The sequence below is a fragment of the Hymenobacter fodinae genome (assembly GCF_004745825.1).
GTDB lineage: Bacteria > Bacteroidota > Bacteroidia > Cytophagales > Hymenobacteraceae > Hymenobacter > Hymenobacter fodinae.
The window spans coordinates 367477-380662 of sequence record NZ_SRLA01000003.1 but is presented as its reverse complement, the minus strand read 5'-3'; the positions used below and the strand labels follow the sequence as shown (position 1 = coordinate 380662).

Sequence of the window (13186 nt, the reverse complement as noted above, 5' to 3'; positions counted from 1 at the left end):
AGCTCCCAAGACGCCGACTGACAAATAAAAGAAGGCCCACCAAACGGTGGGCCTTCTTTTGTTAAAGCGGCTATGGTAAAGTTAGATGTGGTTTTCTTCTACCATCTCTACAAAGCGTAAAATGCGGGAGAACAGCAGGTCAGGATTGACTTTCTCCAGCGGGTGCGGCGTGTTCATGATGATTTCAAACAACGCGCGGGGCATGAAATCGGTGTAATGGCGGGAGGGGTCTACGCCGGCTGTTTTATCTAGCTCCCCAACCAACACCTGCACCGGCACCTCCAAGGTCGATAGGTTCTCGGGGGTGAGAAGGGGCGAATCACCTAGGCCACGCATGAGTTGCGCCGTGGCACTGAGCAGCTCGTCAACCGGGGTGGGCTGATGCAGTTGCTCAAGGTGTTGCACGTAATGGGGCACCTTTTGCTGCAGGGTGGCCAGGTCTAAGTTTTGGGTTTCGAGGGCTGCCGTAGCCGGCGACCAGTTGAACTTAGTGCCAAGGGTAGTAATGCTCTGGAAGCGCTCGGGGGCTTTGAGAGCCGCTGCCAAAGCTGCATATCCGCCGAGGCTGTACCCAAACACGTGCGTGGCGTCAAGCCCGTGGGTGTCCATAAACTCCTTGACCTCGGCCGCGCATTGCTGCATTGACAGGCCAATTGGGCCGGCCGGCCGGCCGCCATGCCCGCCAAACGTGAACGTGTGCACGGCAAAAAATGCCGACAGTTCGCGGGCTAAGGGCTTCAGCTGAGCTTCGGTGGCCAGGGCGCCGTGCAGAAGTAAGATGGGTTGTTTCATCGGGTAACCTCGGTGGCTAGCTGAGCCAGATCCAGCCCATCAAACGTACCCGAAGACATCATTAACAGATTAGCGCCCTGCCAGTTTTGGGCGTGCAGAAACTCCGCCAACAGTTTACTGTCGGTAAACACCTGCAAATCGGGGCGCTGGAAGGCTTGGGCCACGGCCTCAGGTGGCAGCGGGGGGAGGCGCTTGTGCTCCAGCACATGGGGGTTGAAGTAGACCACCGCCACGTCGGGCGCATCGAAGGTGTGGGCGTACTGAGGTAGAAAGGCCGGGTTTAGGGAGCTAAAGGTGTGCAGCTCCAGGCAGGCCACTAGCTTGCGCTGCGGATACTGCTTCTTGAAAGCCGTAGCCGTGGCCTTCAACTTGCTGGGCGCATGAGCGAAGTCTTTATAGACCACCGACCCTTCACCTTCGCGCACTAGCTCCAGGCGGCGAGCAGCGCCCTTAAACGAGCCCAGCGCCTCGTAGAAATCCTTGCCCTTAATGCCCAAACACTTGCAGACTTCCTTGGCGGCCGAGATGTTACGCAGGTTGTGCTCCCCGAACACCTGCACCGGTACTTCTTCATCTTTCTTGTTGAGCAGGAAGGTTTTGCCGTTGCGGATGACGTGCTCGTGCGGGCCGTAGCCGATATACTTCACATCGGGGTTGGAGGGCACCGTTACCAACTGCACTTGCTCGTCGTTCTGGTCGTAGATCAGGGTGCCGGCCTTGGGCGTCATGTCGGCGAAGATCTTGAACTGCTCCCGGTAGATTTCCTCGGTCGGGAACACATTGATATGGTCCCAGCTAATGCCGGAAATCACGCCAATATGGTGCTGGTACAAATGAAACTTGGGCCGCCGGTCAATCGGCGACGACAGGTACTCGTCACCCTCAATGATGATGATAGGCGCATCCTCGGTCAGTTGCACCATCAGGTCGAAGCCTTCCAACTGAGCCCCTACGGCGTAATCGAACTTGCGGCCGTGGTAGCGCAGTACGTGCAGGATGAGGGAGGTAATACTGGTTTTGCCGTGCGAGCCGCCAATTACTACCCGCTGCTTGTCACGCGAGGCCTCGTAGATAAACTCCGGGAAGGAATACACCCGTAGGCCTAGCTCCTGGGCTCGGAGCAGCTCGGGGTTGTCGGGGCGGGCGTGCATGCCCACAATCACGGCGTCGAGGTCGGGGGTCACTTTTTCCGCAAACCAGCCTTCCTCGGCCGGGAGCAGACCGGCCGCCGCCAGCCGACTTTTGGCAGGCTCAAATATTTCGTCGTCGGAACCCGTGACGTGGGCACCCCGGCGGTGAAGGGCAAGCGCCAAGTTATGCATGATGCTTCCCCCGATGGCAATCAGGTGAAGGCGCTGGAGCGAAGAAGGAGGCGTAACAGCCATGTAGCGAATACAAGATAATGGGGCGGCAAAGGTAAGCGGCTAAAAGGAAAGCGCCCGAGATGGCAGTCAACCCAGCACTCACGGAGCTCGGCAGTGGCCTAGCCACCAGGCTGCTGAGCTAAACATTGCTAACGGGAAGCGGATAGTAAAAAGAAACCTTTTGCCACCTCTGCGGATTGTAGGGCTCAGCCGTTAGCTTTGTACCCCTTTGCGAAATTTCGAGCGGCGGACGGGAGAATATCACGTGTTCCGACCCGGAAAACGCTTGAACCTGCTTACCTTGTAGTGCTACCTCAGTGATGAACGACCGGATGGATGACCGCCTGAAACTATCGGCCTCGCGCGCCAAAGCCGCTTGGAATACCCGCCCTGCGGTGGTTCCGATGGGAGGTGCGTCGGGCAAGCTGCCTCCCCAGGCGCTGGAGCTGGAGGCCGCCGTGCTAGGAGCACTAATGCTGGAAAAGGATGCTCTGACTACCGTTATTGATATCCTGAAAGCCCAGAGCTTCTACAAAGACGGGCACCAGCGCATCTTCAAGGCTATTCTGAACTTGTTTGATAAGTCGGAGCCGATTGATATTCTGACCGTCACGCACGAGCTGCGGGAGATGGGCGAGCTGGAAGCGGCCGGTGGGGCCCACTATGTGGCCAACCTCACCTTCAAGGTAAACTCGGCGGCCAACATTGAGTACCACGCCCGCATCATCACCGAAAACGCCATCAAGCGGGAGCTGATTCGCATTGCCAGCGACATTCAGCGCGACGCGTTTGAGGATACCACCGACGTGTTCAACCTGCTCGACAGCACTGAGCAGTCGTTGTTCGAGGTGTCGGAATCCAACATCCGCAAGAACTTCGACGACATGCGGAGCTTGATGGGTAAAGCCATCAAGGAACTGGAAGAAAAGAAAAATCAGAAGGACGGCCTCACCGGGGTACCCTCCGGCTTCTCGGCCCTCGACCGCGTAACCAGCGGCTGGCAACCCTCTGACTTGGTGATTATTGCGGCGCGCCCCGGTATGGGTAAAACCGCCTTCGTAGTGTCGGCGATGCGCAATGCGGCGGTAGAGTTCAAGAAGCCAGTGGCCATTTTCTCGCTGGAAATGTCCTCACTGCAGCTGGTGAATCGTCTGATTTCAGCGGAGGCGGAGCTGGATTCGGAAAAGATCAAGAAGGGTAACCTGGCCGACTACGAGTGGGCCCAGCTCAACCACAAGATTTCGGCCTTATCGTCGGCACCCATTTACATTGACGATACGCCGGGCCTCAGCATTCGGGAGTTGCGCACCAAGTGCCGCCGCCTCAAGGCTCACCACGACATCCAGATGATTATCATCGACTACCTGCAGCTGATGACGGGTAACACGGATGGTAAGGGGGGCGGTAACCGCGAACAGGAAATTGCCTCGATTTCGCGGGCACTGAAGGGCATTGCCAAGGAACTGAACGTGCCGGTGTTGGCGCTGTCGCAGCTCTCGCGCTCAGTAGAAACCCGCGGAGGCGACAAAAAGCCTCAGTTGAGTGACCTTCGTGAATCGGGTTCTATCGAGCAGGACGCCGACATGGTAGTGTTCTTGTATCGTCCTGAGTATTACAAGATTACCGAAGATGAAATGGGCAACCCCACCCAGGGCACGGGTGAGGTTATCATTGCCAAACACCGGAACGGCTCTTTGGAAACCGTGCAGCTGAAGTTTATCGGTAAGTTCACCAAGTTCGCGGACCTTGATGGGGCTGGTGGCTTTGGTGATGCTGGCTTTAACACGGGCGCCTTCCCCAGCAGCACCTTCGACGACGATGCTTCGGGTTTTGCTCCCAACACCATTCGGTTGGGTTCCCGCATCAACAACGATAGTCCGCCGGCCGCGCAGCCGTTCCCACGTAGCACTTTCGATGACGGCCCAGCGCCATTCTAGTGCCAACCCCCGGCATATAAAACCAAAACAGCGCCTCTGACACTAGTCGGAGGCGCTGTTTTAATTATGTACGAGTAAGCCGGAGTGGCCTAGCGGGTAGCACGGGTGCTATACGCCCGCACCGAGGTCTAGCTCATCGGAGTCGGGGGAGGTGTTGGAGCTGCCCCGGTAGCCCATGCTGCGGCCAGACATGGAAGAGGACTGGCTGGAGCTAGCTGAGTTGGCGCCGGATGAATAGTCTGAAGATTTGGCGCTAGAGCCTGACGACGAGCTAGAGGGAGACTGGCTAGAGCTGCCCGACTGGTAGCTGCCACCTACCCGCGACTCATTCTGGCGGTCGAAGCTGCTGCTGCCGTAGTGCCCGGGGCCGCGGTCCATGCGCTTGCTTTCGTCGGGGCGGGAGCTAGGCGAAGAGAAGGAATTATAGGAGGCTGAAGTGTAGCTGTCGGCGCTAGAGCGGTAGCCTTGCTGAGACTTCTTCGAGCCCTTAGACGAGTCGCCGCGGTACATGCTGCCAATGCCCGATGATTTCTCAGATTTGCCCGAGCGTAGCGCCAGATAGCCAATGCCAGCTAGTGCCACAGCCCCGGCTACTTTTTGCGTGGTGCTCAGCTTATTCACCTGGTCGCCGACCTGGCCTAGCGACTTGCCTACTTGGTTCCAGGAATTAGAGCAGAAGTCACGCACACCCTGGGGCAGCTGGTCGACTACTTTTTGCAGGTTGGCATATTCCGTCCAGCTTTTGCCATCGGCAGACTGCTGGCCAGCTGATGAGCCCTTCGAGGCTGCACCCTGGTTATCGGCGCCAGCCGACTGCGATGGTTGAGCGGTATTCTTGGCCTGGTCGTTATTGGCTTCGTTGGTTGGCGTAGGGTTGGCAGATTGATTGGGTTCCATGTTCGTGAGTTAGATTAAAGGGGGGAGTAGATACTGGCAGCCGTGTAGGCCGCCGCCCAAGAGTATCCGCAAGAAATGGGTGGGAGGTTGCAGAGGAGGTTGCAATTTTTTCTAGGCATCGTCTGATTTTTCGCCGTTTGGTTCCAAGGCGGTGCTGTAGAGCTTAGTACGTGTTGCCAGCGGAGCACAGGTGGCCTAGCGCAGTCTGGAGTAAGAGATTTTGTAAGATTGCGGCCATGAAAGACTTGCTCCGCCCTGACCTCACGTTCCGGCTAAACGGCCGCTTATGGGTAGAAACCGCTGATGACCGGTTTATGGGCATTGGGCGGCTAGAGCTATTGCTACAAATTCAGGAGCAAGGCTCCATCTCGAAGGCGGCGCAGCAAATGGGCATGTCATATAAGCGCGCCTGGGATTTGGTGAGCTCCATGAATGCGCAGGCCGCTAGGCCACTTGTGCTGACCCAGACGGGGGGTAAGCGCGGAGGCGGTACCGAAATCACGCCCGAGGGCCAACGCATGATTGAGGAATTTAGGGCCTTGCAAGAGCGGTTTCAGGCATTTATGGCCGCCGAAGCCGCGAGGGTGCTCTAGCTAGGAAGAAGCTGCTAAAGGGAGGCAAAACCATTCCGCAGCTTCTGCGTTATGTTTTTCAAAATATAACGAGGTGGTCCAGCACCAGATTGCCCCATAGGGAGTAGAGGATGACCATAGTTTCACTCCGCGTGAAAAAGTAGTTGATGAAGAAAACAGTACGCAGAATACATTTAGAGGCAGTGATAGGGGTGGTGTTGCTAGGCGCATGCCTGGCTAGGCCAGTGGCGGCGCAGCAGGTCACGCCTGCGCGGCAGCCGCCAGTAGCGGCCGACACGGCCCGCCGCGACGTCTTGCTGAGCGAGGTAGTGGTATCGGCCTCTAAGGTGGAGGAGAGTATTCTGCAGTCGCCGGTGACGGTGGAGAAGCTGAACCCGCGGCAGTTGCGGCTCACGCCGGCCCCGTCGTTTTTTGATGCCATTGAGCACCTGAAGGGCGTGCAGGTGATTACGCCCAGCCTGAGCTTCAAGGTGATAAACGCCCGCGGCTTCACTAATACCACCAACGTGCGCTTCGTGCAGCTGGTAGATGGCATCGACAACCAGGCGCCCCACATTGGCGGACCCATTGGCAACGTGTTGGGGCCGAGTGACCTGGATATTAATACCGTGGAAATTGTGCCCGGTACGGCTGCCGCGCTCTATGGCCTCAACGCCATCAACGGCCTAGCCAATTTCACGACCCGCAATCCGTTTCTCTCGGAGGGCGTGAGTGTGCAGCAGAAGACCGGCGTCAACCACCTCAACGACCCTAACGCCGGTGCCAGGCCATTCACTGAAACCAGCCTCCGCTACGCCAAAGCCCTGACGCCCAAGCTGGCTTTCAAAGTAAACGGCACCTACCTGCGCGGCTACGACTGGATTGCCAACGACCAGACCGAGCTCAACCCAAACGGCAACGCTACCACAGGTCTGTTCGGGGCAGAAAACCCCGCCCGCGACCCGGTGAACAGCTACGGCAACGAGTCATCGGACCGCAGTACATTGAGCCTGGGCGGGAAGAATTACCAGGTGGCGCGCACCGGCTACGATGAAAAAGACGTGGTAGACTACCACCTCCAGACCATCCGCTATGATGCGGCCCTGCACTACAAGCTGACCCAGCGGGCAGAACTGGCCTACACTTACCGCGGCGCCCTTCTTGATAACGTGTACCAGCGCTCCAACCGCTTTCGGCTGGAAGACTACCGCTTGCAGCAGCACGCCCTGCAGCTCACCAGCCCCGTGGTGCAGGCCCGCGTGTACCTCACCCAGGAAAATACCGGTAAAAGCTACAACCTACGCTCGGCGGCCGAAAATCTCGACCGCAGCTTCAAGCCCGACGCCCAGTGGAACCGGGATTACACCGCCGCCTGGAACGCCGCTACTGGCCTAGGCCAGTCGGTAGCCCAGGCGCACGCTACGGCCCGCGCCGCCGCCGATGCGGGTCGCCTGCAGCCCGGCACCCCGGAGTTTCAGCAGCGCCTGAAAACACTGGCCGACATCAACAACTGGGACGAAGGCGCGGCCCTGCGGGTGCAGGCGGAGATGCTGCACGCTGAAGGCCAGGTGAACATAGGGCAGGCTTTGCGCCAAGACGGGGGCAGAGGCCTACCCGCCTGGGTCGACCTACTAGCGGGGGCCGACCACCGCACGTACTTCATTCAACCTGACGGCAACTACTTCATCAACCCCGAGATAGGCAAGGACCCCTACAGCACGCTCACCTACGGCAAAACCGGCGGCTTCGTGCAGGCCGGGGCGCGGCTGCTGAACGACAAGATCCGGCTAACCGCCACCTTGCGCGCTGATAAGAACGACTACTTCAGCACTCGATTTAACCCTCGTCTTACGGCAGTGTACTCGCCCACCCAGCACCACAACTTCCGGGTGAGCTACCAGAGCGGTTACCGCTTTCCAAGCTTGTTTGAGGGCTTTTCGAACGTAAATAGCGGACAAGTGAAGCGCATTGGTGGCCTACGGGTGATGTCGGATGGGGTGTTTGAGAACAGCTACCTGCGCAGCAGCATCGATGCGTTCAACACCGCCGTGACGGCTGCCATTAACGCCAACAACAGCTCGGCTAGCCCCGCCGAGAAACGCCAGCAGGCTATTGCGCAAAACCAGGGGCGACTGGTGAAAAACCCCTACACCTACCTACGGCCCGAGTACGTGAAGTCCTTGGAAATGGGCTACAAAGCGGCATTGCTGGCGGAAGGCCGCTTGCTGCTGGATGTAGATTTCTACTACAACTCCTACCGCGACTTCATTGCCCAGGTGGAAGCCTACGTGCCCAATACCACCGCCACCGACCTCAACGGCATTGCCACGGCCCTCAGCAACCGCGCCACCCAGGACCGCTACCGCCTCTGGACCAACGCCCAAAGCCAGGTATACAACTATGGCGGCTCCTTGGGCCTCCGCTACGACGTGGCCAGCGGCTACCTGGCCGGTGCCAACGTCACCTACGCCCGCCTCGACCGCACCAAAGCCGGGGATGGCCTGGAAGATGGGTTCAACACCCCGCGCTGGGCTTACAATCTGAACCTGGGCAACGAAAAGGCCTATAAAAATTTCGGTTTCGGCCTCAACTACCGTTGGCAGGCCAAATACTACTCCCAAACCTTCCTGGTGAACGGCAATGTGCCCGCCTACAACACCCTCGATGCCCAAGTCAGCTACCGTGTTCCCGCCCCCAACCTGCGGTTTAAGCTGGGCGCCAGCAACGTGTTGAACCAGTATTATGTATCGTATTTGGGCGGCCCCAGCGTGGGCGGGCTGTACTACCTTTCGGTGACGTATGGATTGTAGCAAACCTCACCCCCAGCCCCTCTCTTCGGGGAGAGGGGTGCCAGACGTAAAGCAATAAACAATGGTCCTGCTACAATTGCTTATAGCTACTAGAACGCACCCCTCTCCCTGAAGAGAGGGGCTGGGGATGAGTTCCCCAACCACCAACCAACATCTACTTATGCACCAAGCTCTTCGCGCGTATTTTCAGGATAAGCTGCCGCTTTCAGAGGCGCAGCTTGAAGAGCTAGGCCACTTGCTTACCCCGCGCCATTTAAAGAAGCATGAAGTAGTAGTGCGGCAGGGCGAGGCGAGTCGGGTAGGGGCATTTGTGGTACGCGGGTGCCTGCGCAGCTACGTGACCGATGCGCGCCAGAAAGAGCATATTCTGCAGTTCGCGCCGGAGAACTGGTGGATTTCTGATCAGCAGGGCATGATTCGGCAGACACCGGCACTGTTCTCCATTGACGCCCTGGAAGACTCGGAGGTGTTGGTGTTTGGGGCCAGCTTTTTTCAGCGGGTGCAGCAGCTGGGACCGGAGTTTCAGGCTTTTCTCTATGAACTGCTGCACAATAGTATGTCGGCGATGCGGCGGCGGCTGATTGGAGTACTCAGTGCCATGGCTGAGGAGCGCTACCTAGACTTCCTGCAGCTATATCCAACGCTGGCCCGGCGGCTGCCGCAGCGCCAAATTGCAGCCTACCTGGGAATTACGCCCGAGTCGCTGAGCCGAATTAGAGGGGAGCTGGCCCGCGGAGAGGAGGAAAGTCAGGAAAAATAGGATAACACTAGCTTCCGGAAGGGCGTATGCGGTACAGTTGAGCGGCGTTGACGCGGCCCAACGGTCAGTTTTTACTCCACCTCCTTTCGGGTTCCTATGAGCACTTCTTCCACTACTAAACGCGGCGTGATGGGCGCGCCCGCCGCGCCGCCTCCAACCAGCACGGTCACCCTGAACATAAACGGCGTTGACACCAGGCTGCAGCTTGCGCCCTGGACCTCGTTGCTGGATGCTCTGCGGGAGTATGCCGACCTCACCGGAACCAAGAAAGGCTGCGACCATGGGCAGTGCGGGGCTTGCACTGTGCTCGTAAACGGTAAGCGCGTTAATTCCTGCCTGACCCTGGCCGTGATGCAGGAAGGCAACGAGATTACCACCATCGAGGGCCTTGGCACCCAGGAAAAGCTGCACCCCCTGCAGCAGGCCTTCATCGACCACGACGCCTTCCAGTGCGGCTACTGCACGCCTGGCCAGATTTGCTCGGCGGTAGGCCTCATCAATGAAGGCAAGGCTCACACCGAAGATGAAATCAGGGAGCTGATGAGCGGCAACCTGTGCCGCTGTGGGGCCTACGTAGGCATTCTGAATGCCGTGAAGGAAGTTGTTGATTCTAGGAGTAATGAGGTGAAGAGGTAAAAGGTGACGAAGTAAGCTACTGCTTGCCTTGGCGAACAATAGGCACTTCATACATACTACCTCATCTCTATCTGCTTCATCACCTCATTACCACAAACCATGAATCCTTTCACCTACTCGCACGCCACGGCCGTTGACGACGCCGTGCGCGACAAGGCCAGTCACCACGACGCGGCCTACATCGGGGGCGGCACTAACCTGCTCGACCTGATGAAGGAAAACGTGGAGCGGCCCACTCACCTCATTGGTCTGAACCGCCTTCCGTTGACCAAAATCCAAAACGACCCCGAAGGTGGCCTACGCCTAGGGGCATTGGCTACCAATGCCGATACCGCTTGGCACCCCGAGGTAGAGAAGCGCTACCCGTTGCTTTCGCAGGCTATTCTGGCCGGGGCATCGCCCCAGCTGCGCAACATGGCTACCAACGGGGGCAACCTCATGCAGCGCACCCGCTGCTACTACTTCTACGACACGGCCACGCCCTGCAACAAGCGGGAGCCCGGCTCGGGCTGCTCGGCCATTGGGGGCTACAACCGCATTCATGCTATTCTGGGCACCAGCCAGAGCTGCATAGCCACTCACCCATCCGACATGTGCATTGCGCTGGCGGCCCTGGAAGCGGTAGTGCGCGTGAGCGGCCCTAACGGAGAGCGGACTATTGAGTTTGCCGACTTCCACCGTCTGCCCGGCAACGCCCCGCATATTGATAACACCTTGCGGCCGGGTGAGCTGATTACTGGCCTAGATCTGCCGGCGAAGGGCTTCGAGAAAAACTACTCCTACCTCAAACTCCGCGACCGAACTTCTTACGCCTTTGCGCTGGTATCGGTAGCGGCGGCGCTGGAGCTGGAAGGCAACACCATCAAAGACGCGCGGATTGCGCTGGGTGGCGTGGCCCACAAACCCTGGCGCGATACCGACGTGGAAGATGCACTGAAAGGGCAGCCCGCCACCGCCGATACGTTCCGGAAGGCAGCCACCCAACTGCTGCAGGGTGCCCGGGGCTTCGGCTCCAACGACTTCAAGGTGGAACTGGCTAAGCGCGCCATTGTGCGCGCCCTTAAGCAAGCCACCGAGATGAAGCAGGGTCCTACCGAAGCCTTTTTAAATTCTAATCCATGAGCCAGTATACCAACTACATCGGGAAACCCACCAACCGCGTTGATGGTCCGGCCAAAGTAACCGGCGCGGCCAAGTACGCGGCCGAGTTTAACGTGCCCAACCTGGCCTACGGCGTGGTAGTCAGCAGCCCCATTGCCAAAGGGAAAATCATCAAGGTATACTCCAAGCCCGTCCTGAAAATTCCGGGGGTATTGGCGGTTTTCTCGCACGAAAACGTGCCTAATCTGGCGTGGTTTGACCGCAACTACAAGGACGACGTAGCCCCCGGCGGCTCGCCCTTCCGGCCCCTGCACGACAACGAGGTGAAGTTCAGCCAGCAGCCTATTGCGCTGGTGGTGGCCGACACGTTTGAGGTAGCCCGCTACGCGGCCTCCATCTTGGAGATTGAGTACGAGGAGGAAGACCACGAAACCGACATCGAGCTAAAGCGCACCGAAGGCTTCATGCCTGGCCGCGGCAAATCCGGCTGGATGCCCCCGCCACCTCCGCGCGGCAAGCCCGACAAGGAGTGGAAAAAGGCGGCGCACCGTATTGAGCACGAGTACATTCACGGGGCCCAGCACCACAACCCCATGGAGATGTTCGCTACCACCACCGAATATCACCCCGACGGCTCTATCACGGCCTACGACAAAACGCAGGGGGTTTACAACGCCCAGCAGTATATCAGTAAGATCTTTGGGCTGAGCAAGAAGCAGGCCCGCGTGGTGACGGAGTACATGGGTGGGGGCTTCGGCTCGGGTTTGCGGCCGCAGTATCAGCTGTTTATGTCGGTGATGGCGGCGCTGGAGCTGAAACGCTCGGTGCGCGTAACCCTTACGCGTCAGCAGATGTTTAGCTTCGGCCACCGCCCTTACACGCTGCAATACGTGAAGCTGGGCACCAACCCCGATGGCACCCTGGCTGCCCTGCAGCACCATGCGTTGCACGAAACCTCGCGCTTTGAGGAGTACACCGAAAACGTAGTGAACTGGTCGGGCATGCTCTACCAGTGCGACAACGTGAAGCTGGGCTACCAACTGGCCGAGCTGGATGTATACACGCCCCTGGATATGCGCGCTCCTGGCGCGGCTACCGGCTCCATTGCTCTCGAAATTGCCATGGACGAAATGGCCTTCGAAGCTGGCCTAGACCCCGTGGACTTCCGCATCCGCAACTACGCCGAGACGGACCAGAATATGAAGAAACCCTTCTCCAGCAAGCGCCTGCGCGACTGCTACCACCAGGGTGCGGCCAAGTTTGGCTGGGAGAAGCGAAATCCCCGGCCCCGCTCCATGCGCGACGGCAACATGCTGGTAGGCTGGGGTATGGCGGGCGGCGTGTGGGATGCCACGCAGAAGAAGTCGGCCGCTAAGGCTACGCTTACCGCCGATGGCAGGCTGGAAGTGAGCAGTGCCACTTCCGACATCGGAACGGGTACCTACACCATCATGACCCAGATTGCCGCTCAGTACCTAGGCCTGCCCATTGAGGCAGTAACCTTTAAGCTAGGGGATACTGATCTGCCGGAAGCACCCTTGGAGGGCGGTTCCTGGACGGCGGCCTCCGTGGGTACGGCCGTGAAGAATGTATGCGAGGAGATGGGCAAAAAGCTGCTCAAGCAAGCCCAAAAAATGAAAGGCTCACCCCTGAAGAAGGCCAAGTTCGACGACGTAGAGTTCGTGAACGGGCAAATCAGGTTGCGCCTCGATCCTGACCAAGCCGTGGTAATCCGCGACGTACTACAGGCCAGCGGCAAGGAGAAGCTGGAAGCAGAAACCTCGGCCACCCCGAACATGCTCAAGCAGATGCAGCACTCCATGCACTCGCACAATGCGGTGTTTGCGGAGGTGAAGGTAGATGAGGACCTGGGCACCGTGCACGTTACCCGCGTAGTAAATGCCGTAGCCGCTGGCCGCATCCTGAACCTTAAAACTGCTCGTAGCCAAGTGCTGGGCTCCATCGTATGGGGCATCAGCATGGCCCTAATGGAGGAAACCATTATGGACCACAAGTTCGGGCGGTACATGAACCACAACTACGCCGAGTACCACATCCCCGTCAACGCTGACGTCCGCGACCTGCAGGTGCTGTTCGTTGAGGAAGAAGACGAGGTGGTAAACCCACTCGGGGTGAAAGGGATTGGCGAGATAGGCCTACTAGGTGTAGCCGCAGCCATTGCCAACGCCGTTTTCCACGCCACCGGTAAGCGCGTCCGCACCCTGCCGGTAATGATTGACAAGCTACTGTAACAGCACATTGAGTAGCACAGAAAAGCCCCGGAGCCGTACGGCTCCGGGGCTTTTCTGTGCTATAC

General features: G+C 58.5%; 10 protein-coding genes. 7 read left to right on the top strand and 3 right to left on the bottom strand.

Annotation, left to right across the window (positions count from 1 at the left end; all coding sequences use genetic code 11):
- Positions 1–81: 81 nt before the first annotated feature.
- Positions 82–792 carry an alpha/beta fold hydrolase gene (locus EU556_RS15405; protein ID WP_135435038.1) on the bottom strand — a complete coding sequence of 237 codons (711 nt, stop codon included), beginning with the start codon at positions 790–792 and terminating at the stop codon, positions 82–84.
- Positions 789–2177: a UDP-N-acetylmuramate--L-alanine ligase gene (locus tag EU556_RS15400; RefSeq protein ID WP_135435037.1), complete on the bottom strand. Its 1389-nt coding sequence runs from the start codon at positions 2175–2177 to the stop codon at positions 789–791. The genes EU556_RS15405 and EU556_RS15400 overlap by 4 nt, the downstream gene beginning before the upstream one ends.
- 383 nt (positions 2178–2560) lie before the next feature.
- Here EU556_RS15400 and dnaB point away from each other — a divergent pair, with 383 nt between their 5' ends.
- A complete protein-coding gene (gene dnaB, locus EU556_RS15395; protein WP_245327756.1) occupies positions 2561–4093 on the top strand; it encodes a replicative DNA helicase in 1533 nt (510 codons plus the stop codon).
- Between the two features lie 108 nt (positions 4094–4201).
- On the opposite strand, the gene EU556_RS15390 is transcribed toward dnaB, so the two are convergent.
- Complete coding sequence (locus EU556_RS15390) at positions 4202–4990, bottom strand: hypothetical protein (protein WP_135435035.1); 789 nt, start codon at positions 4988–4990, stop codon at positions 4202–4204.
- Between the two features lie 236 nt (positions 4991–5226).
- On the opposite strand from EU556_RS15390, the gene EU556_RS15385 reads away from it, so the two are divergent.
- The 6 genes from EU556_RS15385 (at position 5227) to EU556_RS15360 (ending at position 13121) form a co-directional block, all read left to right on the top strand.
- Positions 5227–5583, top strand: coding sequence for a winged helix-turn-helix domain-containing protein (locus EU556_RS15385; protein ID WP_135435034.1), 357 nt, complete (start codon positions 5227–5229; stop codon positions 5581–5583).
- A gap of 146 nt (positions 5584–5729) precedes the next feature.
- Entirely contained in the window at positions 5730–8372 is a 2643-nt protein-coding gene (locus tag EU556_RS15380; protein WP_210116303.1) for a TonB-dependent receptor, read from the top strand.
- Between the two features lie 160 nt (positions 8373–8532).
- The gene (locus tag EU556_RS15375; RefSeq protein WP_167855592.1) at positions 8533–9132 is read left to right on the top strand and encodes a Crp/Fnr family transcriptional regulator; all 600 of its coding nucleotides are present in this window, start codon (positions 8533–8535) and stop codon (positions 9130–9132) included.
- A 96-nt stretch (positions 9133–9228) separates the two neighbouring features.
- A complete protein-coding gene (locus EU556_RS15370; RefSeq protein ID WP_135435032.1) occupies positions 9229–9768 on the top strand; it encodes a (2Fe-2S)-binding protein in 540 nt (179 codons plus the stop codon).
- 99 nt (positions 9769–9867) lie between these two features.
- Positions 9868–10890: an FAD binding domain-containing protein gene (locus EU556_RS15365; RefSeq protein ID WP_135435031.1), complete on the top strand. Its 1023-nt coding sequence runs from the start codon at positions 9868–9870 to the stop codon at positions 10888–10890.
- A complete protein-coding gene (locus EU556_RS15360) occupies positions 10887–13121 on the top strand; it encodes a xanthine dehydrogenase family protein molybdopterin-binding subunit (RefSeq protein ID WP_135435030.1) in 2235 nt (744 codons plus the stop codon). Before EU556_RS15365 ends, EU556_RS15360 begins: the two co-directional genes overlap by 4 nt.
- Positions 13122–13186 lie beyond the last annotated feature (65 nt).

What these genes read in the sequence shown, in the direction of transcription:
- EU556_RS15385 (WP_135435034.1), top strand. Translation starts at nt 5,227, where the DNA reads ATGAAAGACTTGCTCCGCCCTGACCTCACGTTCCGGCTAAACGGCCGC.
- dnaB (WP_245327756.1), top strand. Translation starts at nt 2,561, where the DNA reads ATGGGAGGTGCGTCGGGCAAGCTGCCTCCCCAGGCGCTGGAGCTGGAG.
- EU556_RS15375 (WP_167855592.1), top strand. Translation starts at nt 8,533, where the DNA reads ATGCACCAAGCTCTTCGCGCGTATTTTCAGGATAAGCTGCCGCTTTCA.
- EU556_RS15370 (WP_135435032.1), top strand. Translation starts at nt 9,229, where the DNA reads ATGAGCACTTCTTCCACTACTAAACGCGGCGTGATGGGCGCGCCCGCC.
- EU556_RS15360 (WP_135435030.1), top strand. Translation starts at nt 10,887, where the DNA reads ATGAGCCAGTATACCAACTACATCGGGAAACCCACCAACCGCGTTGAT.
- EU556_RS15400 (WP_135435037.1), bottom strand. Translation starts at nt 2,177, where the DNA reads ATGGCTGTTACGCCTCCTTCTTCGCTCCAGCGCCTTCACCTGATTGCC.
- EU556_RS15380 (WP_210116303.1), top strand. Translation starts at nt 5,730, where the DNA reads ATGAAGAAAACAGTACGCAGAATACATTTAGAGGCAGTGATAGGGGTG.
- EU556_RS15390 (WP_135435035.1), bottom strand. Translation starts at nt 4,990, where the DNA reads ATGGAACCCAATCAATCTGCCAACCCTACGCCAACCAACGAAGCCAAT.
- EU556_RS15365 (WP_135435031.1), top strand. Translation starts at nt 9,868, where the DNA reads ATGAATCCTTTCACCTACTCGCACGCCACGGCCGTTGACGACGCCGTG.
- EU556_RS15405 (WP_135435038.1), bottom strand. Translation starts at nt 792, where the DNA reads ATGAAACAACCCATCTTACTTCTGCACGGCGCCCTGGCCACCGAAGCT.